The 21,069-nt window shown below is 72.9% G+C and carries 12 protein-coding genes; 3 read left to right on the top strand and 9 right to left on the bottom strand.

Annotated elements, in window-relative coordinates; translation table 11 throughout:
• Positions 1 to 11: 11 nt before the first annotated feature.
• From ABZ911_RS30795 to ABZ911_RS30755, 9 genes are all read right to left on the bottom strand, one after another.
• A complete protein-coding gene (locus ABZ911_RS30795) occupies positions 12 to 2,147 on the bottom strand; it encodes a BTAD domain-containing putative transcriptional regulator (RefSeq protein ID WP_358063647.1) in 2,136 nt (711 codons plus the stop codon).
• A 161-nt stretch (positions 2,148 to 2,308) separates the two neighbouring features.
• Entirely contained in the window at positions 2,309 to 2,530 is a 222-nt protein-coding gene (locus tag ABZ911_RS30790) for a hypothetical protein (RefSeq protein WP_358063644.1), read from the bottom strand.
• A gap of 203 nt (positions 2,531 to 2,733) precedes the next feature.
• Positions 2,734 to 4,317: an acyl-CoA carboxylase subunit beta gene (locus ABZ911_RS30785; protein ID WP_358063641.1), complete on the bottom strand. Its 1,584-nt coding sequence runs from the start codon at positions 4,315 to 4,317 to the stop codon at positions 2,734 to 2,736.
• Positions 4,310 to 4,975, bottom strand: a complete 666-nt coding sequence (locus tag ABZ911_RS30780; RefSeq protein WP_358063638.1) for a hypothetical protein — start codon at positions 4,973 to 4,975, stop codon at positions 4,310 to 4,312. The genes ABZ911_RS30785 and ABZ911_RS30780 overlap by 8 nt, the downstream gene beginning before the upstream one ends.
• 20 nt (positions 4,976 to 4,995) lie before the next feature.
• Positions 4,996 to 5,706: a class I SAM-dependent methyltransferase gene (locus tag ABZ911_RS30775; protein WP_358063635.1), complete on the bottom strand. Its 711-nt coding sequence runs from the start codon at positions 5,704 to 5,706 to the stop codon at positions 4,996 to 4,998.
• A 19-nt stretch (positions 5,707 to 5,725) separates the two neighbouring features.
• Positions 5,726 to 6,925 carry an NAD(P)/FAD-dependent oxidoreductase gene (locus tag ABZ911_RS30770; RefSeq protein WP_358063632.1) on the bottom strand — a complete coding sequence of 400 codons (1,200 nt, stop codon included), beginning with the start codon at positions 6,923 to 6,925 and terminating at the stop codon, positions 5,726 to 5,728.
• 38 nt (positions 6,926 to 6,963) lie between these two features.
• Complete coding sequence (locus ABZ911_RS30765; protein ID WP_358063629.1) at positions 6,964 to 8,409, bottom strand: alpha/beta fold hydrolase; 1,446 nt, start codon at positions 8,407 to 8,409, stop codon at positions 6,964 to 6,966.
• Between the two features lie 53 nt (positions 8,410 to 8,462).
• Positions 8,463 to 9,674: a cytochrome P450 gene (locus ABZ911_RS30760; protein WP_358063627.1), complete on the bottom strand. Its 1,212-nt coding sequence runs from the start codon at positions 9,672 to 9,674 to the stop codon at positions 8,463 to 8,465.
• Between the two features lie 85 nt (positions 9,675 to 9,759).
• On the bottom strand, positions 9,760 to 10,776 hold the full coding sequence (locus ABZ911_RS30755; RefSeq protein WP_358063624.1) for a ketoacyl-ACP synthase III family protein: 1,017 nt from the start codon (positions 10,774 to 10,776) through the stop codon (positions 9,760 to 9,762).
• A gap of 217 nt (positions 10,777 to 10,993) precedes the next feature.
• On the opposite strand from ABZ911_RS30755, the gene ABZ911_RS30750 reads away from it, so the two are divergent.
• From ABZ911_RS30750 to ABZ911_RS30740, 3 genes are read left to right on the top strand one after another with little or no spacing between them, the layout of a single operon-like run.
• On the top strand, positions 10,994 to 12,040 hold the full coding sequence (locus ABZ911_RS30750) for an acyltransferase domain-containing protein (protein WP_358063621.1): 1,047 nt from the start codon (positions 10,994 to 10,996) through the stop codon (positions 12,038 to 12,040).
• Positions 12,041 to 12,054: 14 nt separating this feature from the next.
• A complete protein-coding gene (locus ABZ911_RS30745) occupies positions 12,055 to 14,964 on the top strand; it encodes a type I polyketide synthase (RefSeq protein WP_358063618.1) in 2,910 nt (969 codons plus the stop codon).
• Between the two features lie 39 nt (positions 14,965 to 15,003).
• Positions 15,004 to 21,069 (top strand): type I polyketide synthase, encoded by a 6,066-nt coding sequence (locus tag ABZ911_RS30740; protein WP_358063615.1) that lies wholly within the window; start codon positions 15,004 to 15,006, stop codon positions 21,067 to 21,069.

The following is a 21,069-nucleotide window of genomic DNA, read 5'->3' as shown; positions in this document are numbered from 1 at the left end:
TCGCTACGCGATCATCTGATGCGTGCCGCGGCCGACCTGGCCGTTCTGGTCAGGACCTCGCTCTCGCCGTTCAAGCCGATCCGCCTGGTCCAGGGCTCGGCCACCGCCGGCATCCCGTCCGCGGGCACGGCCGTCCCGTCCGGCGGCGTCCCGTGACCCCTCGGTCCGGTGCGCGCCGGGTCATCGGACGGGGGCTCGCGCCGGGAATCCAGCGCCGAGGTCAGCCGCTCCCAGGCGTAGGCGCGGGTCAGCTCGGGGAAGGCGTAGCGGACCTCGCCGTCCGCCCAGCACATCGTGATCAGGTGGTGGTTCCCGAGCTGTTCCAGCACATGCTGCGCCTCCGGCTCCTCCAGACCGAGCAGGTCGGCCGTGGCCGAGGCGGTGAACTCGGTCACCGGCAGCGCGCTGAGCAGCCTGAAGACGCGCTGCTCCACCTCGCCGAGCCCCTCGTACGCGGAGTCGAACGTGGAGTGCACGTTGAGCCGCCCGATGCGCAGCAGGTCGAGCCGCCGGGACGAGCGCGCCAGTTGCTCGGCCATCTTGGCGATCGGGAGCCCCGGCATCGTGGTGAGGCGCCCGCCGAGGCAGCGCAGCGCCAGGGGCAGCCGGCCGGCCAGTTCCACGAGCCGGGACGCGGCCACGGGCTCGCGGGCCACCCGATCCGGCCCGATCATGCGGGCGAGCAGCTCGACGGCTTCCTCCTCGTCGAGCACGCGCAGGTTGATGTCCCATCGGCCGCCCAGCTCGAACAGCCACCTGCGGCTGGTGACGATCACCGCGCACTGCGAGCCGCCGGGCAGCAGCGGCGACACGTCGGCCTGGGATCCGGCGTCGTCGATGACCACCAGCAGTCGCTTGTCGGTGGTGATGGAGCGGAGCATCTTGCCGCGCTCTTCCAGCGCGTCGGGGATGTAGGTGTCGGGGACGCCCAGCGCGCGCAGGAAGCCGTGCAGCGTCTCGGAGACGCTCTGGCCGGCGCTGCTCGCCCCGTGCAACTCCGTGTAGAGCTGGCCGTCGGGGAACCCGCCGCGCAGCCGGTGGGCCAGGTGGACGGCGAACGCGGTCTTGCCCACCCCCGGCATGCCGGTGATCGCGACGAGGCCGGTGGCGGTACGGTCGGCGGCGATCTCGTCCTCCGCCAGGAGGCCCGCGGCGATCTCGTCCATGAGCTTTTCGCGCCCGGTGAAGTCCGCCAGGTCGGGAGGCAACTGGGCGGGCGGGATGACGGGTTCGGTGAGCGTGGCCTGCGCCGCCGGGGGAGCGGGGTCGAGCGGCGGGAGCTCGGCGGGGACCGGTTCGAGCACGACGGCGGCGTCCGTCAGGCGAGCCGGGAGCATCTGGGACGGGATGGACAGGGCGGTGGCCGAGCCGCCGTGGTGGATGAGCTCGACGGCCTTCTGCTGGGGCCCGGGTTCGAAGGGCGGACCGGTCGGGGAGTCGGCCAGCAGCGCCTGGTGCACCTGCTTGACCTCCGGCCCCGGCTCCAGCCCGAGGTCCTCGATCATGTTGCCGCGCAGGACCCGGTAGGTCTCCAGCGCCTCGTGCCGCCGCCCCGAGCGGTAGAGGGCGATCATCAGGGAGGCGTGCAGGTGTTCGTTGAGCGTGTGGGTCAGCACCAGCGACTTCAGCTCGCTGATCAGCTCGCGGTGGCCGCCGAGCCGCAGGTCGGCCTCGATCCGCAGCTCCAGGGCGCGAAACCGCAGCTCTTCGAGCCGCGTCACGTACGACGACAGCAGCTCCCCTTGGACCACGTCCACGAGCGCGGCCCCGCGCCACATGCCCAGCGCCCGTCTCAGCACCTCGGCGGCACGAGGGGCGTCACCCCCCTCCATGAGCGCCTTTCCAGCCTGGGCGCTCTGCTCGAACACGTGCAGGTCGATGGAGGAGTTGGGGATGGTGAGCATGTACCCGCACGGCTGCGTCCGCAGTATCGTCTCTCCGCCGTGCTCCATCAGGATCTTCCGGAGCTTGTAGATATAGGTCTGCAGCGTCGTCATCGCGCTCGCCGGAGGACCGCCCTCCCATAATTCGTCGATGAGCTCGGACGTCTGCACCATGGTGTTGCGGCGAAACAGGAGCAGCGAGATGACCTGTCGAGGCTTGGCGGCGGTCGGCGCGATATTACGGCCCCGCTCGATTATCTCCATCGGGCCTAGTACGCGGAAATCCACAACACTCCCGAACCGATGCTCGAGTAGATACTCTGCCGTCACTTACCTAAGATGCTTAACACGGGACGACAAGGCGAGTCAAACTTCATTCACCGCATTGACGTAAATATCTTGTCACAGGAGGTGATGAGTGCAGTCTACCGGTCTGTCAGATCTTTGATCGGACTGGTGGAGTTAGGCCTTTCTGTCTCACCAGACAGCCGATTGGTGAGATTTTCTCGTCTTCGGCCGACCAGGTGGTTCTGAAGGGCGGCGATGGCCCTGTCCTGCGGGATCTCCTCGGCGCTCACGGCGCCGGGCCCGGCGGACGGCGAGATCGCCATGAAGAGATCCCGTCCACGGTGGTGGATCAGCCCCATCGGTGAACGGATATATCGGTCGGAGCCGTATCCGCTGATCGAGAGCCTCAATATCCGCCCGGCCACGCTGGACGGGGAAGAGTTGCAAGCGGTTGAGGACCTTCAAGAAGGCGATAAGCTTCAATGCTTCGTTGTTTGATATTTAAATTATGGCGCCAATTTGACTTTTCTCGCATATGCGGATAGTGCAGATCACGGGCGGGTCACAGGGGGATGTTGCCGTGCTTCCTGGGTGGCGGCGTCGTGCGCTTGCCGCGCAGTGCGCGCAGCGCCGACGCGACATGGCGACGCGTGGTGGCCGGCCGGATGACCGCGTCGACGTAGCCGCGTTCCGCGGCCAGATGCGGGTTCTCCAGCGTGTCCTCGTACTCGGCGGCCAGCCGGAGCCGGAGCCCGTCCGGGTCGTCGCTCCCGGCGATCTCGCGGCGGTGCAGGACCTCGACCGCGCCTTTCGCGCCCATCATCGCGACCCGCGCGGTGGGCCAGGCCAGGTTGACGTCCGCGTGCAGGTGCTTGGAGCCCATGACGACGTAGGCGCCGCCGTACGCCTTGCGGATGACCACGGTCACCAGGGGGACGGTGGCCTCGGCGTAGGCGTAGATGAGCTTGGCGCCGCGCCGGATGATGCCGTTCCACTCCTGGTCGGCGCCGGGCAGGAAGCCGGGCGCGTCGACCAGGGTCACCACCGGGATGTTGAAGGCGTCACAGGTGCGCACGAAACGCGCCGCCTTCTCACTGGCGTCGATGTCGAGGCAGCCGGCGGACCGGCTGGGCTGGTTGGCCACGATCCCCACACTGCGGCCCTCCACCCGCCCGAAGCCGACCAGGATGTTCGGGGCGAAAAGCGGTTGCACCTCAAGGAAGTGGCCCTCGTCCAGGATCCGATCGATCACCACCCGCATGTCGTACGGCGCGTTGGGCGAGTCCGGGATCAGCCGGTCCAGGGCCAGGTCGCCGTCCTGCGGCCCGGTGCCGGCCGCGCCGGGCTGCCAGGCGTAGGCGGGCGGCTCGTCCAGGTTGTTCGACGGCAGGAAGGACAGCAGGTTCTTGACGTAGTCGAGGGCGTCCTCCTCGCCGGCGGCGGCGTAGTGGGCGTTACCCGACCTGGAGTTGTGCGTGTGCGCGCCGCCCAGCTGTTCGAGCGCCACCTCTTCGCCGGTCGTCGCCTTGATCACGTCCGGTCCGGTGATGAACATGTGCGAGGTCCCGGCCACCATCACGGTGAAGTCGGTGATGGCCGGCGAGTAGACGGCGCCGCCCGCGCACGGGCCCATGATCAGGGAGATCTGCGGCACGATGCCGGAGGCGCTGACGTTGCGGTAGAAGATCTCGCCGTAGAGCGCCTGCGCCGCGACGCCCTCCTGGATGCGGCCGCCCGCGCCGTCGTTGATGCCGACGATCGGGCATCCGATCTTCATCGCCAGGTCCATGACCTTGAGCACCTTCTGGCCGAACGCCTCGCCGAGCGCGCCGCCGTACACCGTGAAGTCCTGGCTGAACACGCAGATCGGGCGCCCGTCCATCGTTCCGTGGCCGGTGACGACGCCGTCGCCGAGCGGGCGGTGGCCGTTCATGCCCAGGTGGGTGACGCGATGCCGGACCAGCTCGTCGAGCTCGGCGAACGAGCCGGGGTCCAGCAGCAGGTCGACGCGTTCCCGCGCGGTCAGCTTCCCCCGGGCCCGCTGCTTCTCGACGGCTCGCGTGTCGGTTCGGCGCGCCTCGTGCTGGGAGCGGAGCAGCTCGGCCAGTTTGGCCGCGGTCGTGCGGGGAGGCGGCGACTCAGTCATCGCGCCCCTTCTGCGCGGTTCCCGGCAGGCCGTTCGGGGCCTCGGGCAGGCCGGGCCAGATCTCCACGGCGCGCTCGGCGGCGGCCCTGATCTCGAGGCCGCTCAGGTCGGCGCGGGCGGACGTGATGCCCTGGTCCCGCCAGGCGATCGCCAGCACCACGGGACCGGACGGCGGCAGCGGCCAGATGTGCGCACTCTGCCGGTAGTGGAAGGGCCCGCCCTCGCCGCGGCCGGCGAGCAGGACGGGGCCGTCCGGCGGCTTCTCGTCCTCCGGCCGGCGGTTCAGCCAGGGCCTCGAACCCCGCCGGACGGCGCGCCGGCCGTCGGCGAACCAGGCCTCCACCCGCAACCCGCCGGCCCCGGCCTGGCGCGGCGCCTCCTTGCCGAAGGGGGCGAGCCAATCCGGCGTGCGCGGCGGGGCCTGGCGTGCGAAGACCTCCACGTCCACGGTGAACGACTCCGTCCACACCCGGATCCCGGTGAGCAGCACGCGGACGTTCATCGCCTGGGCCAGCACCCGCGTCCACGGCAGCGCCGCGGGCAGCACCCACTGCCGCGGCGGTTCCAGCCATTCCGCGGGACGGCGGGCGTAGAGCTTGAGCAGCGGCTCGCTCACCTGGGCCGCGTCCTCCCACGATGCGACATCGTCATAGATCACGTCGTCGTCCCCTCACTGACTCACTTCAGGACGCCGGCGAACAGGCCACAGGCGAACCGGCCGCTCTCGATGTACTCGACCTGGCAGCCGGCCCGCTCGAACGCCGTCTCGTACTGCCGCCTGGTGAACAGGTTCATCTCATGGACATCGGTGAAGTGCCGGACTCCCGTGGCCCTGTCGCCGACGAGGTAGTGCACGTTGATCGGCACCCGGTCGCCGGCCCGCTGCGAGTGCGACAGCCGTACGACGACCTGGTCGTCTCCCTTGACCAGGTCGTGCGCGATGTAGCCGGGGATGAAGGTGCCGGGGGTGTGCCAGGGCTCGATGACGATGACGCCGCCCGGGTTCAGGTGACGCGCCATGCACGCCAGCGTCCGGTCCAGTTCCTCCGGCGAGCGCAGGTATCCGATGGAGCTGAACATGCAGACGATCGCGTCGAAGGCGCGGCCCAGGTCGAAGTCGCGCATGTCGCCCTCGCGCACGGGGACACCGGGCAGGTTCTCCCCGGCCTGGCGGACCATGTGCTCGGAGGCGTCCAGCCCGGCCACCTCGAACCAGTCCTTGAAGTACGCCAGGTGCGCGCCCGTTCCGCAGGCGACGTCGAGCAGCGACGACGCGGACGCGTGGCGGGCTCGGACGACGTCGGCCACCTCGGTGGACTCCGCCAGGTAGTCCTTCCCCCGGCCGGAGTAGATCAGGTCGTAGATCTTCGAGAACTCGGCACCGTACACCTCGGCAAACCCCCTCTCCTCAAACCGTGTACCGGGTTTCCTTGGCGTCCCAGTCGATGTGGTGCTTCTGCATCCAGGTCGGGTCCTTGACCTTGCCGGGCGGCTTCCTGAAGGCCCTGGCGAGGAAGAAGTTGCGGACCGTACGGCCGACCGGGCCGCGCATGTTGCCCTCGATGTTGTACTTGCCCTGCGCCACGACGGCCTCGACGCGGTCGCGGCGCACCGCCTCGTACGCGGCGAACCCGGCGGCGATCGTCGGAGCGTCGCGCAGGCACTTGGCCAGGACGACGCCGTCCTCCATGGCGATGGACGCTCCGGAGCCGACGGTGGGGGAGACCGCGTGCGCGGCGTCACCGATGATGATCATGCGGCCCCGGTGCCAGCGCCTGACCGTCGGCAGGTCGCGGTTGGGGAAGAGCGGGGCCATGTCGGTGGTGGCCCTGATGATGTCGGCGGCCGGCATGCGGTCCCCCTCGAACAGCCGCAGCAGCTCGTCGCGCCAGGCCGGGTCGCGCAGATCCGCCGCGCCGGGCTCCGTCGGCCGCGGCGGGTTCGCGTACCACACGATGTTGCTCGCGTGGTCCTCGGTGTACATGAAGAAGCACTTCCTGCCGAAGAACATGCGGATCGCGCCCGGGGCCTCGCCGGTCGGGTAGCCGCGCAGGTAGCCGAAGGCGTTGAGCACGCCGAGGTAGCGGGGGCCGGGCGCCGCGGGGTCGATGACCTTGCGCACCTGGGAGTGCAGGCCGTCGGCGCCGACGAGCAGGTCGCCCTCGACCTGCTGCCCGTCCTCGAAGACCGCGACGACCTTGTCGCCCTCGTTGGTGGCGTCCACGAGCCGCTTGCCGTACTCGATGGGGATGCCGCGTTTGACTGCTTCGTCGCGAAGTGTGATGTAGAGGTCGGAGCGTTGCAGCGTGTGGATGGTGGTGCCGTTGCGGGACAGGCGGTTCGTCGGGATGTCGCCGGTGAGGCGGCGGCCGGTGTGCCCGTAGAACGCCATCACCGGGGTGTCGAAGCCGTTCTTGCGGACGATGTCGGCCAGGTCGAGGCAGTCGAGCGCGTCCAGGCCGTTCGCGCCGATGTTCATGAAGGCGCCGACGCCCTCCGCGGTGCGGTCGAACGCCTCGTAGAGGGTCGGCTTGAAGCCCGCTTTCTGCAGGGCCATGGCGGTGACCGGGCCGGCGATACCACCGCCGATGACGAGTGTGCGTAACATGTCCACTTCCTCTTGTCGGGCTCGGCTGCGAATCGGCGTCATGCGGTCGGGTCGGCGGGGACGTCCGGGCGGGGCACGGTGCCGGGACAGACCACGTCGGCCGCGGGCAGGACGCCGTCGAGCAGGTAGTCGTTGACCAGGGCGTTGACGGCGGGATTGCCGCAGAAGGCGTAGATCTCGTGCTGGCCCGAGTCCCGTACGGTGACCAGCCGGTGGCCGAGCAGCCTGGCCATGGCCGCCCCGCCGGACGGGTGGTCGATCGGGTCGCCGTCCGCCACCACGACCAGGCCCGGGGGGAACCCGGCCCGGGTCAGCTCGGCCGGTTTCTCCGGCGGCGTGAACGAGCGGAAGGCACCGACCCACGGCTGGGCCCGCAGCACCCCGTACCCGTACGGGTACTGCTCGCGGTATCGGCGCATGTCGTCGAAGTAGACCTCGAGGTCGGTGGGCCAGTCCTTCTCCAGCGTCACGGCGTCGAGCACCCCGCACCGCGTCGGCCCCTCGGTCTCGGCCGGCGGCCAGACCTTCTCCGCGGCCAGCCAGCGCGCTGCCGCGGGCAGGCCCTCGGCCCGGATGCCGGCGACCATGCGGCCGAGTTCCTCCCACCGGGCCCGGTCGGCCGACCGGTTGCCGAGCGCTCCGTCGAACAGGGATCGGAGGGGGATGCCCGCAGGCTGGGCGGCGAGCCGGTCCACGGCCTCCTCGACGGCGGCCAGCACCCGCTCCCCGGTCGTGCCGAGGCCGAAGGCGCGGTCGCGTCCGGCCACCCAGCCGGCCCACGCTTCGAGGTTGGCCCGGTTGGCCGGCCCCTGCGCCATGAGCTGTTCGCGCCAGGACCAGTCCGGGTGCACGCAGGAGTCGAGCACGCTGCGGTCGAGCCGGGAGCCGAACATACTGCCGTACACCGCGCCGAGATAGGTGCCGTAGGTGTAGCCGAGGTAGTTGATCGTGCTCTCGCCGAGCACCTCCCTGATCGTCTCCATGTCCCTGGCGACGTTGCGGGTGCTGAAGTGCGGGCGCAGCTCCCCGCCCGCCCGCCGGTTGCCGTCCTCGCGGGCGCGGAAGTCCTCGGCGATGGCGAGGAAGTCGGCGTCGGGCGGCCGTGAGTCGAAGGGGGCTTTCGTGTCGGTGATCTCGGCCCGCAGCGGCGTCGAGTCGCCCGTGCCGCGCGGGTCGAAGCCGATCAGGTCGTAGCGCCGGCTCAGCGGGGTGTGCGCCAGGGCCGCGGGGAACCGGCGGCCGAGGCCGAAATAGCCGCCGGGCCCGCCGTTGACCGCCAGGAGCACGCCGCGCCGCCGCCGCGGGTCCGGTGCCCGCCTGCGGCTGAGCGCGATCGTCAGGCGCGGGCCGTGCGGGCTGGAGTAGTCGAGCGGGACCTCGATCTCCGCGTGTTCGACGCCGTCCGTGGCAGGCGCCGCCGACCACACCGGTCGCTGCCGGTGGAAGTCGCCGAGGGCCGCCGACGGATCTTCGCTCGTGCGCATGGTGTGAGCTCGACCTCCGGGATAGGCGGGGCGCTGGGCTTCGATGGGTGGGCTCACCAGGTGACGGGCAGCTCCCGCACGCCGTACGCGAGCCCGCCGTCGCGGAAGGAGAGCTCCTCGGACGGCACGGCCAGCCGCAGTGTGGGAATCCTGCGGAACAGGGTCCCGTAGACGACGTCGAGCTCCAGCCTGGTGAGGTTCGCGCCGATGCACAGGTGGACGCCGTGGCCGAAGGCGAGGTGCCGGTCGGCGTTGGGGCGCCGCAGGTCGAGCTCGTCCGGCTGGTCGAACACCTCGGGATCGCGGTTGGCGGCGCCGCCGAGCATGATGATGCCCTCACCCTTGCGGATCAGAACTCCGCCGATCTCGATGTCGTCGATCGCCACCCGCGGCGTGGCCAGGTCGGCGACGGTCAGGTAGCGCAGCAGCTCCTCGGCCGCGTTGGTGGCCAGCGACGGGTCGCGCCGCAGTTCGGCGAGCTGGCCGGGGCGCTCGAGCAGCACCAGCGTGCCGACCGCGATCATGTTGGCGCTGCTCTCGTGGCCGCCGTTGAGCAGCAGCCTGGCCAGGTCGGGCAGGCGGTCGTACAGGCCGGCCGCCCGGTACTTCGGCACCAGCTCGCTGATCAGGTCGTCGCCCGGTTCCCGCTCCTTGTCCTCGATCAGCCGCAGGAAGTAGGCGTTGAGCCGGTCGAGCCCGGCTCTGCGCTGCTCGGCCGTGCTCGTGCCGTCGAGCATCCCCTCGGTGGCGGCGCGGAAGATGCCGTGGTCGGCTTCCGGCATGCCGAGCAGGTTGCCGATCACGAAGGTCGGCACCGGCAGCGCCAGGGCCTTCATCAGATCGACGGGACGGTCCCCGGCGAGCATGGCGTCGACGCACTCGTCCACCTTCCGCTGCACCTGCGGGCGCATCGAGCGCACCCGCCGGGTGGTGAACGCGCTGGCGATCATGGTGCGGTGCACGGTGTGGTCGGGCGGGTCCATCCCCAGGAACCCGGCGTTGTCGCGGAACTCCTGCGGGACGGGGAAGAAGTAGGGGAAGCCCGGGTCGGCGCGGTTGGAGCTCGCGCGCCGATCGGTCAGGAGGCTGCGCATGTGGTCGTGCCGGGTCACCACCCAGGCGCTCATGCCGGTCGCCAGGCGGATCTTCGTGATCGGCTCCGTGGCGCGCAGCTCGGCGTACTCGGCGGGCGGCAGGTGCGGGCACTGCCGGAGCCAGGGGAACAGCGCACGGGTGGTCTCGGCTGATGCTGGGCTGTTGGTCATGCCCCCTACCTCTCGGTCGGCGTCATGGGTCCCTTGCTACGGCAGCGCGGTGGAGCACTGCTCGAACCACCCCGGATCCGGCCCGTCAGGGGCTGTCCACCATGTCGAGTACGGCCACCGTCCAGGCGAAGCCGCCGCCCGCGCCGACCAGGGCGCAGGACTGGCCGGGGACGATCGCGCCGGTGCTCACGAGGTGCGCCAGCCCGGCGAACTGGTCGCCCGCGCCCAGATGGCCCACCTCCGATCCCCAGGACCAGGTGGTCCGCTCGGGGGCGATGTCGAGCGGCTGGAAGAACTGGTGATCCATCTTCGGATAGCCGAGGTTCGGCGGCACGATCCAGGTGATGTCGACCGCTTTGCTACCGGCCTCGGCTACCGCCTGCTCGAAGGCCCGGCGCTGCCCGGCCTGCAGCCGCTCCAGGACCGCCGCCATGCCGAGCTCGCGGAACAGCGCCTCCCGGTGCGGCTCCACGCTGATGGGCCGCCGGGCGGTCAGCGGCGCGGCCGCGAAGGGGTCGTCGCCGCGCCCCATCTTCTCCAGCCACGGGTCCGATACGGTCACCAGGCTGCGGATCCTCGCGAAACCCCCGGCCTTGGACAGGACGACGGCCGTGCCGCCGTCCGCGCACACGGTTCCCGGCTCGGAGTTCCAGCGGTCGAATCCCGGCTCGCAGAAGCGGTCGCCGGTGGTGATCAGCGCGCTGTGCCGGCCGGGCGCCGCCTGCAGGTAGGCCACGGCGAGTTCCATGGCCGCCATCCCGCCGTTGGACAGCTGGCGCACCTCCATGGCCGGGCAGGCGTTGCCGACGGCCTCGTTCTGCACGTACGAGGCGGGCGCCCACAGGTCATGGCCCTGGAAGTAGGCCCCGGCGTGCAGTACCAGGTCGATGTCGTCGGGGGCCGCCCCCGCGGCGCGGATCGCGTCCTTGGCCGCCCGGGCCGCCATCTCGGGGCCCGACTCCTCGCTCACGCACACCGAGCGCATCCGCGTACGCCGGATGGTCTTCCAGTCGGTCAGTCCCTGCTCCGCGGCCTGCGCCACCGGCATCGCCCGGGGCAGGCAGAGGCCCGTGCCTGACACGTACACACCGGTCACCTTCATCGAGCGTCCCTCCATCGGGTCCGGCCGCGACCGCGGCGCGGCCGGAAACCGGGTCCGGTCAACTGGTGCTCAAGCGAGCCTTGACTCCACGGCCACGGCCCGAGTCTGCTGCCCGCGGCTCGAATCCGGCCTGAGCTCCACCCGGTCAACCCGTTCTCAAGCGAGCCTTGACTCCCGCGGGCCCACCATGTCCCAAGCCCCTAGGAAAGGCGCGTGCATGACGGACATGGCGCAGCGGCCCAGCCGAGCCGTCGCCCTGCTGTTCACCGGGCAGGGCACCCAGCACCTCAGGATGGCGGCGGGCCTGTACGGCACGGAGGAGTCGTTCACCACCTGGATGGACCGCACCTTCGAGCTGTTCGGAGCCGTCGGCCCGCGACTGCGGGAGCAGTGGCTGGCGACCGAGCCGTCCCCGATGTTCGACGACGTGTCGGTGGCGCAGCCGCTGCTGTACGCGGTGAACCACGCGCTCGGCCGGATGCTGCTCGGCTGGGGCGTCCGGCCGGTGGCCCTGCTCGGGCACAGCGCGGGCGAGCTCGCCGCCGCCACCCTGGCCGGGGTGTTCGACTTCGCCGACGGCGTCCGGCTGATGCGCGGGCGGATCGGGCAGTTCGCCGACACCCCGCCGGGCGGGATGCTGGCGGTGGCGGCCTCGGTGGACGACGTCGCCGACGTGCTGCCGCTCGGCGCGCATGTGGCGGCCGTGAACGCGAGCCGCCAGGTGCTGCTGTCCGGCGCGCTCGGTCCGCTGCGGGAGGCGGCGCGGGTCCTCGCCGCCCGGGGCGTGGTCTGCCGGGAGGTGCCCGCCCGGCAGGCGTTCCACAGCCCGCTGGTCGCCTCCGCGGCGACGGCCGCGCTGCCCGACTGGCAGGCGGTACGCCTGCGGCCGCCCCGGCTGACCCTCTACTCCGCCTACACCGGAGGACTGCTCGACGATCTCACGGCCGTCGACCCGGCGTTCTGGGCCGACCAGGCCGTCGCCACCGTCTACTTCGGTCCCGCGCTGACCAGGCTGCTGGCCGACCACGACTGCCTGCTGGTGGAGTGCGGCCCCGGCAACAGCCTCAGCACGCTGGCGCGCAGGCAGCCTGCGGTGATCAGCCGCAGCAGCGCCGTGCAGCCGCTGCTGCCGGACCGTCCCCGCGGCGACGTGGCCGACCTGCGGGCGGTCGCGGAGGCGCGACGGCGGCTGCGGTCCGAGGGAGCGCTCGGCGCGGCCGCTCATCCGCCGGGACGTGAACCGTCGCCGGTTCGTCTTCGCTGATTCCGGAGGATGACGTGTCTGATCACCCCACCCGAACCCCCGCGCCCGCCCCTGGCGAGCCGATCGCCGTGGCCGGCATGGCCTGCCGCTTCCCCGGCGCCGACGACCTCGGCGCGTTCTGGCGGCTGCTGACCTCCGGCGGCCAGGCCATCGCCCCCGGCACGGGCCGCCGGGCCGGGCGCCGGCCGGGTGGCTACCTCCGGGACGTCGAGCGCTTCGACGCCGAGTTCTTCGGCATCTCGCCCAGGGAGGCCGCCGCGGCGGACCCGCAGCAGCGGCTGCTGCTCGAACTGTGCTGGCACGCCCTCGAGGACGCCAGGATCGCCCCGGACTCGTGGTCCGGCCTGCCGGTCGGCGTCTTCGTCGGGGCCTGCGCCGACGAGTACGCCTACCTGACCCGCGCGAGCGGCCCCCCGACCTCCCACACCATGCCGGGGACCGGCCGCGGCTTCCTGGCCAACCGGCTCTCGTACGCGTTCGGCTTCACCGGCCCCAGCCTGGCCGTCGACTGCGGGCCCGCCTCCTCGCTCGCCGCCCTCCAGCAGGCCATGCACGGCCTTCGGCGGGGGGAGTTCGACACGGCGATCGTCGCCGGGGTCCAGTTGAACCTCACCGCCGAGGGCGATCAGGTCATCGAGGCGCTCGGCGCCCTGTCCGCGGGCGGGCGCTGCCACACCTTCGACGAGCGAGCCGACGGGATCGTCCGGGGCGAGGGCGCGGGCGTGCTGGTGCTCAAGCCGCTCAGCGCGGTGGACGCCGGCCGCGACCGCGTCTACTGCACGGTGCTCGGCGGCGCGACGAACAACGACGGCACCGGCTCCAGCCTGACCGCTCCCAGCCGGGCGGGCCAGCGCGACCTACTGGCGGCGGCGTACCGGGCGGCCGGAGTGTCCCCGCAGGAGGTGGGCTATGTCGAGCTGCACGGGACGGGCACCGCGCTGGGCGACCCGGTGGAGGCGGCGGCGCTGGGCGGCGTGCTCGGCCAGGGCCGCCCCGTTGAAGCGCCCCTGCTGGTGGGGTCGGTGAAGACCAACATCGGCCATCTCGAAGGCGCGGCCGGCGTCGCGGGCTTCATCAAGACCGCGCTCAGCCTGTTCCACCGCGAGCTGCCGGCCAGCCTGAACTTCCGCCGGCCGAACCCGGCCATCGACCTGGCCGCGCTCCGGCTGCGCGTGTGCGACCAACGGCAGGGGTGGCCGCCTGCCGGGCGCACGCCGCTGGTCGCCGGAGTCTCCGCGTTCGGTCTCGGCGGAACGAACTGCCATGTGGTGCTGGCCGAAGCGCCCCGACCGGCCGACACCGAGCGGCGGCCGGAGGCCGAGCCGAAGGCCGTACCCGTCCTCGTGTCCGGCCCGAGCCCGGCGGCGCTGCGGCGGCAGGCGGCGGCGATGGCCGGCGCGGCGCGCGGCGGCCTCCCGGCCCTGGCCGATCTCGGGCTGTCTTCAGCGACGACGCGGACCGCGTTCCGGCACCGCGGCGCCGTGGTCGCCGCCACCGTGGACGAGCTCGTCTCCCGCCTGCGCGTGCTCGCCGACGGCGCCCCGGGCACCGCCGAGGGGGTGGTCGAGGGCGTCGAGGGGGACGGCCGCACGGTGTTCCTGTTCCCCGGCCAGGGCGTGCAGCGGCCCGGCATGGGGCAGCGCCTGCACAAGGAGTTCACCGTCTTCGCGCGCGCCTTCGACGCGGCCTGCGCCGCCCTGGAGCCGGTGCTCGGCGTGAGCATCAAGGACGCCATGTGGGGAGGCGGCGACTCCGGCGCGGTCGACGCCAGCGAGTACGCCCAGCCCGCGCTGTTCGCCATCGAGGTCGCGCTGTACCGGCTGCTCGAATCCTGGAACCTGACACCCGACCTGGTGATCGGCCACTCCCGGGGGGAGATCTCCGCGGCGCACGTCGCGGGCGTGCTGTCCCTGGAGGACGCGGCGACGCTGGTCGCCCAGCGTGCCCGCCTGATCGGCGGCCTGCCGCCGGGCGGCGCGATGGTCGCCATCCAGGCCGAGGAGGCCGAGGTACGCGCGGTGATCGCCGGCGAGCCCGGCCTGGTCGGCATCGCCGCCGTCAACAGCCCGCAGTCCCTGGTGGTGTCCGGTGAGGAGCGGGCCACGCTGCGGGTCGCCGACCACTTCGCCGCCCTGTCACGCAAGACCCGCAGGCTGCGCAACGCGGTGGCCGGGCACTCCCCGTTGATGGCCCCCATCCGGGAGGAACTGCGGGCCGTCGCGGAAAGCCTCACCTGGCACCCGCCCACCGGGCCGGCGATCGTCTCCACGGTGACCGGGCGGCCGGTGACCGGCCAGGAGTTCGGCGACCCCGGATACTGGCCGCACCACCTGTGCGCCACGGTCCGGTTCGGGCCGGCGGTGCAGAAGGCGCATGAGCTCGGCGGGCGCTTCTTCGTCGAGCTCGGCCCCGGGCGCGGGCTCATCGCCATGGTGGGCGAGTGCGTCGCCGACGGCGGCGAGCACTTCGCCGCGCCGCTGGCCACCGACGACGAGGTGGGCGGCGTGGCCGAGACGGCGGCCAGGGCCTTCGTCTTCGGCGCGCCGATCGACTGGCCCGCCGTCCACGGACCGCGGGCGCAAGCCGTGGATCTGCCGCTGTACCCGTTCGCGGGGGATCGCCACTGGCTCGACACCCCACTGCCGGATCAGGCGGCCCCGGAGGAACTGCCCGCACCCCGGTGGACGGGCGACCCGCTCGACCTGGTCGTCGACTGCACCTTCCAGGTGCTTGGCCGGAACCCGGACGCCGACCTGGACCTGAGCCGCCCCTTCAACGACCTCGGACTCGACTCCCTGATGGCGGTGCAACTGCGTAACGCCCTGGCCACCGCCACCGGCAGGCGCCTGCCCGCGACACTGCTGTTCGACCACCCCACCCCGGCGGCGCTGAGCGAGGCGCTCAGGTCAGGCGACCCCATCTGACGGCCGGTTTGTGCTCATCCGACCACGTTGAGAAAGGCCATGCTGAGGATGACTCGCGAAACAGCTTCGCGGCGGGCGGCGCAGGACGCGATCGCGATCGTCGCCATGGGCTGCCGGTATCCGGGCGGCGTCCGCTCACCCGAGGATCTCTGGCACCTGGTCGAGGCGGGCGGCGACGCGATCTCCGAGTTCCCGGGCAACCGCGGCTGGGACCTGGCGGAGATCTACGACCCGTCGCCGGAGGCCCACGGCAAGTCGTACACCAGACAGGGCGGGTTCGTGCACGACGCCGACCTGTTCGACGCCAAGTTCTTCGGCATCTCGCCGCGCGAGGCGGCCGGGATGGACCCGCAGCAGCGGCTGCTCCTGGAGGTGGCCTGGGACACCTTCGAACGGGCCGCCCTCAGCCGCGACCGCCTGGCCGGCAGCAACACCGGCGTCTTCGTCGGCGCCATCGCCCAGGAGTACGGGCCGCGCCTGTACGAGCCCGACCCGAGCACGGGCGGGCACCGCATCACCGGCACCATGACCAGCGTCGCCTCCGGGCGCATCGCCTACTGCTTCGGCCTGTCCGGCCCCGCGGTCACGGTGGACACAGCCTGCTCCTCCTCGCTGGTCGCCATCCACCTGGCCGCGCAGGCCCTGCGCCAGGGCGAGTGCGACCTGGCGCTGGCCGGAGGCGTCACGGTGATGCCGTCGCCCGGGCTCTTCATCGACTTCAGCAGGCAGGGCGGACTCTCTCCCGACGGCCGCTGCAGATCGTTCTCCGACGACGCGAACGGCACCTCCTGGTCGGAAGGCGCCGGGCTGCTGCTGCTCGAGCGCGTACCGGACGCCGTCGCCCACGGGCACCGGATCCTGGCGCTGATCCGCGGCAGCGCCACGAACCAGGACGGCGCCAGCAACGGGCTGACGGCGCCACGCGCCCCGGCCCAGGCCGAGGTCATCACGCTCGCCCTGGACCGGGCCGGGCTCGCCCCTCCGGACGTGGACGCGGTGGAGGCGCACGGCACGGGCACCCCACTCGGAGATCCGATCGAGGCGCGGGCGCTGGCGGCGACCTACGGCAGGGAACGCACCCCCGACCGCCCGCTCTGGGTCGGCTCGCTCAAGTCGAACCTGGGACACGCCCAGGCCGCCGCCGGCGTCGGCGGCGTGATCAAGATGGTGCAGGCGATGCGCGCCGGGGTCCTGCCCCCCACCCTGCACGCCGAGCGGCCGAGCCGGCACGTGGACTGGCCGGAGAGCGGGCTCGCGTTGCTCTCCGAGGCCCGCCCGTGGCCGCGCGAGGGCAGGCCCCGGCGCGCCGGGGTGTCGGCGTTCGGCATCAGCGGCACCAACGCGCACCTCGTCCTGGAGGAGGCCGCCCCCGCACCCGCCGAGGAGCGGCGCGAACCGGCGGCGGGCCCGTTCGTGTGGACGGTCTCCGCGCCGAGCTCCGGCTCCCTGCGGACCCAGGCCGCGGCCCTGGCCGGCTTCCTCGCCGACACGCCCGCGACCCTGCCCGAGGACGTGGGGCACGTCCTGCGGTCGCGGACCCGCTTCGCCCACCGCGGCGCCGTGGTCGCCGACACCGCGGCGGACCTGGCCGCCGGGCTGTCCCAACTGGCCGCCGGAACCGCGGCCTCCGCCGTCCCCGGCCGTTACAGGTCGCCGACCGTCCTGGTCGCCGAGGCCCGCCCCGGCGACCCTGGGCCCGTCTTCGTCTTCCCCGGCCAGGGGTCGCAGTGGCGCGGGATGGGGCTCGACCTGCTCGACCAGTCCGAGCCGTTCCGCGCGAGCATGGCGGCCTGCGCCGAGGCGCTGGCCCCGCACTGGGAGGGACGGCTGTTCGACGTGCTGCGCGACGACGCCCTCGACCGGGTGGAGATCGTACAGCCCGCCCTGTTCGCGGTGATGGTGTCGCTAGCGCGCATGTGGGAGTCCGCGGGGGTCAGGCCCGCCGTGGTGGTCGGCCACTCGCAGGGGGAGATCGCCGCCGCCCACATCGCGGGCCTGCTGAGCCTGGAGGACGCCTGCCGGATCGTCAGCGTGCGCGCCCGCGCCCTGCAGTCGGTCGCGGGCAGCGGCGGGATGGCCTCCATCCCGCTGGACGCGACCGAGACGCGGCGGCTGCTGAACTCCGTGGGGGGAGTATCCGTCGCGGCGGTGAACGGCCCCCAGGCCACCGTGGTGGCCGGCCCCGAGCCCGCCCTCGCCGAGGTGCTGGCGGCCTGCGAGCGGCAGGGCCTGGACGCCAGAAGGATCGACGTCGACTACGCCTCGCACACCGAGGCCATGGAAGTGCTGCGCGAGCCGCTGGCCAAGGAACTGGAGGGCGTGCGCGGGCGGCCCGCCACCGTGCCGATGTACTCGACGCTGACCGGCGAGCCCGTCACCGCCGCCGACCTGACCGCCGGCTACTGGTACGAGAACCTCCGCAACACCGTGCGGTTCGAGCCCGCGATCAGCCGCCTGGTCGCGGCCAGGCACCGCGTCTTCATCGAGATCAGCCCGCACCCCGTGCTCACCATCGGCGTCCAGGACATCCTGGACGGCGCCGGCGCGCAGGGCACGGTCGTCGGCACCGTGCGCAGGGACGGCGCGGGCACCGCCCAGTTCCTGGCCGCCGCGGCAGCCGTGCACGCGGCCGGCGCGGCCGTGGACCTCGCCCCGGTGCAGCCGGCCGGTCGCCCCGTCGACCTGCCGCCCTTCGTCTTCGACCGCAGCCGCCACTGGGTGACGCCGCCGGGCGACGCCGGCCGCACACCGGGCGCCTTCCAGATCGGGCGCATGGAGACGCCGACCGGGCAGACCGTGTTCAGCGCGGCCCTCGACCCGGAGCGCCACCCCTGGCTGGCCGACCACGTGGTACGGGACGCCGCCCTGGTCCCCGCGACCGCGCTGCTGTCGATGCTCGCCGAGATGGGCGCCCAGGAGGGGTGCGGCCTCGTCGACGAGCTCGTGCACGGGGTGCCGCTGCCGGTGCCCGAGCGCGGGACGATCGAGCTGCGCGTCACCCTGGAACCGGCGGACGACGCCGGCCGCCGCGCGCTGACCGTCCACGCGCGGCAGGAGGACGGCTGGGTCCAGCACGCCTCGGGCGCGCTCGCGCCCGGAGACGGCGCCGCCGCCGATCCGGTGGAGTGGCCGCCCGGCGACGCGACCCCGATGGACGTGGCCGGGGCCTACACCGCGCTGGCCGGGCGCGGCTACCACTACGGGCCGGCGTTCACCGGCCTGCGGCGCATGTGGGTGCGCGGCGACGAGGTCCTGGCGGAGGTCGCGCTGCCCGGTGAGGCTTCCGCGGCGCCGTACGCGACCGCCCATCCCGCGCTGCTCGACGCCGCGCTGCACGCCGCGCTGCTGCACCTGGACCGGGGGCTGCTGGTGCCGTTCGCCTGGAACGGCGTCACGCTGCGGCGCCGCGACGCGCGGACGCTGCGGGTCCGCGCGGCCGTGGCCGGCGACCGGCTCTCGCTGACCTTCGCGGACGAGCGGGGCATCCCCGTCGGATCGGTCGACTCGCTGGCGCTGCGCCCGCTCGACGCGGCAGCCGACCCCGCCGACGGGACCGTACTCTCGCTGACCTGGGAAGAGGTGCCGGCCCGCGACGACCTCGCGCCGCGCGACTGGTCCGTGCTCGGCGCGCGAGAGTTCGGCGGCAGGGAGGCCCATCCCGACCTCGGGTCCGTGCCCCAGCCCGTGCCGGAGTTCCTCGTCGCGCCCGCCGACGGCTTCACCGCGGGCGGCGACGACCTGGTGGACTCGGTGGACCGGCTGACCGGAGAGATCACTGACCTGCTGCAGGCGTGGCTGGCGGACCGGCGACCGGCCGCGGCGCGGCTGGCGGTGGTGACCCAGTCGGCGCTGGCCGTGTCCGGGCGCGAACATGTGCCGGGACTCGCGCACGCGCCGGTCACCGGCCTGGTCCGGGCGGCCCAGACCGAGCATCCCGACACGTTCGTCCTCATCGACGTCGACGACGAGCCGGAGTCCGTCCAAGCCCTGGGCCTCGCGCTGGCCTGCGGCGAGCCCGAGGTGGCGATCAGGGCGGGCCGGCTGTACCGGCCGCGCCTGCGCGCCCGGACCGACGACGGCCTGCCCCAGCCGCCCGGGCCGTGGCGGCTCGACGTGACCACCAGAGGCACCCTGGACGACCTGGCCCTGGTCCCGCACCCGGAGGCGGCCGGCGTGCTCGGGCCGCGCGAGATCCGCGTCGCGGTACGCGCGGCGGGGCTCAACTTCCGCGACATCGCGGTCGGGCTCAACCTGGTCGCCGCCGAGAAGACGATGGGCGGCGAGGCGTCCGGCGTGGTCACGGAGGTCGGCGCCGAGGTCACCGGGGTCGGGGTCGGCGACCGGGTGTTCGGGATGATCCCGCGCTCGCTCGGCCCGGTCGCGGTGGCCGACGAGCGGGCGGTCAGGCCGGTCCCGGCGAGCTGGAGCGACGCGCAGGCGGCCGCCGTGCCGACCGTGTACATCACCGCCTACCAGTGCCTGGTCGAACTCGCCGACGCCAAGCCCGGGGAAAGCGTGCTCATTCACACGGCGACCGGCGGGGTCGGACTCGCCGCGATCCAGCTGGCCAGGCACCTCGGCCTGGAGGTCTTCGCCACCGCGAGCCCCGGCAAGCACCACATCCTGCGCGCCTGGGGTGTCGCCGACGACCACATCGCCTCCTCGCGCTCGCTGTCCTTCGCCGAGGAGTTCCGCGCGGTCACCGGCGGCCGGGGCGTCGACCTGGTGATCAACTCGCTGTCCGGCGCGGCCACCGACGCGTCGCTGGCGCTGCTCGCCTCCGGCGGGCGGTTCCTCGAGATCGGCAAGACCGACCTGCGCGACAAGGCGCGGACCGAGGCCGCCTACCCCGGCATCACGTACTGGGCCTACAACATCCTGGGCGTCGAACCCGAGCGGATCGGCGAGGTGCTGTCCGACCTGATCGCCCTGTACGCCGACGGCACCCTGACCCACCTGCCGCTGCGCACCTGGGACGTCCGCCAGGGCAAGGTACCGCTGCACCTGCTCAGCAGGGCGCGGCACCACGGCAAGCTGGCGCTGACCATGCCCCGCTCCTTCGACCCCGAGCGGCCCGCCCTCATCACCGGCGGCGTGAACGGCCTCGGCGCGCTCCTCGCCCGCCACCTCGTCACCCGGTACGGCGCCCGCCACCTGGTCCTGACGAGCCGGCGGGGCCCCGCCACACCGGGAGCCGACGCCCTGCGGGCCGAACTGTCGGCACTCGGCGCCGAGGTGAGCATCCTCGCCGCCGACATCACCGACCGGGCGCAGGTCGAGCGGCTGGTCACCGAGCATCCGCCGGGAAGCGTCTTCCACGCCGCCGGAGTGCTGAGCGACGGGCTGGTCACCCAGCTGACGCCCGCCAAGCTCCGCGCCGTGCTGGGCCCCAAGGTGGCCGGAGCCTGGCACCTGCACGAGCTCACCCGCGACCTCGACATGTCGGCGTTCGTCCTGTTCTCCTCCGCGGCCAGCGTCATCGGCACGCCCGGACAGGCCAACTACGCCGCCGCCAACGCCTTCCTCAACGCGCTGGCCCAGCACCGGCGCTCGATCGGCCTGGAGGCGACCTCGCTGGCGTGGGGCCTCTGGGAGCTGCCGACCGCGATGACCGCGCACCTGACCGCGGGCGACCTCGGCGCGCTGGCCCTGAGCGGGATCGCCCCGATGCCGACGGGGAGCGGGCTGCGGCTGTTCGACGAGGCCCTCGCGACCGTCGAGCCGCTCGCGGTGCCGCTGCGCCTGGCCGAGGGGCACCGCACTCCCGGCAGTCGGCCCGCGCGGCTGCTGGAGGTGCCCGGCCGCCCGCCCGCCGCCTCGAACGGGTCGGCGCACGCCCGGCACATCGGTACCCGGCCGTCCCTGGAGAACCTGCTGGCGGTGATCCGCACGCACACGGCCGAGGTGCTCGGCTATCCCGACCCGTCGATGGTCGACGCGGGGAATTCGTTCAAGGAACTGGGACTCGACTCGCTGCTCAGCGTCGATCTACGCAACCGGCTGAACGCGGCCACCGGGTTGCGGCTGGCGGCGGGAGTGGTGCTGGAGAACCCGACACCGCGCGAGCTGGCCGAGTTCATGGCGGTCAGGTTGAGCGAGCAGTGA

The organism is Nonomuraea sp. NPDC046570 (assembly GCF_040645915.1).
Lineage (GTDB): Bacteria > Actinomycetota > Actinomycetes > Streptosporangiales > Streptosporangiaceae > Nonomuraea.
The sequence above is the reverse complement of the archived record's forward strand: the minus strand, read 5'-3'. Positions and strand labels throughout refer to the sequence as shown.

Excerpts from the sequence above, each read along its gene's own strand:
- ABZ911_RS30790 (WP_358063644.1), bottom strand. The coding sequence starts at position 2,530 with ATGGGGCTGATCCACCACCGTGGACGGGATCTCTTCATGGCGATCTCG.
- ABZ911_RS30785 (WP_358063641.1), bottom strand. The coding sequence starts at position 4,317 with ATGACTGAGTCGCCGCCTCCCCGCACGACCGCGGCCAAACTGGCCGAG.
- ABZ911_RS30795 (WP_358063647.1), bottom strand. The coding sequence starts at position 2,147 with ATGGAGATAATCGAGCGGGGCCGTAATATCGCGCCGACCGCCGCCAAG.
- ABZ911_RS30750 (WP_358063621.1), top strand. The coding sequence starts at position 10,994 with ATGACGGACATGGCGCAGCGGCCCAGCCGAGCCGTCGCCCTGCTGTTC.
- ABZ911_RS30770 (WP_358063632.1), bottom strand. The coding sequence starts at position 6,925 with ATGTTACGCACACTCGTCATCGGCGGTGGTATCGCCGGCCCGGTCACC.
- ABZ911_RS30765 (WP_358063629.1), bottom strand. The coding sequence starts at position 8,409 with ATGCGCACGAGCGAAGATCCGTCGGCGGCCCTCGGCGACTTCCACCGG.
- ABZ911_RS30760 (WP_358063627.1), bottom strand. The coding sequence starts at position 9,674 with ATGACCAACAGCCCAGCATCAGCCGAGACCACCCGTGCGCTGTTCCCC.
- ABZ911_RS30755 (WP_358063624.1), bottom strand. The coding sequence starts at position 10,776 with ATGAAGGTGACCGGTGTGTACGTGTCAGGCACGGGCCTCTGCCTGCCC.
- ABZ911_RS30740 (WP_358063615.1), top strand. The coding sequence starts at position 15,004 with ATGCTGAGGATGACTCGCGAAACAGCTTCGCGGCGGGCGGCGCAGGAC.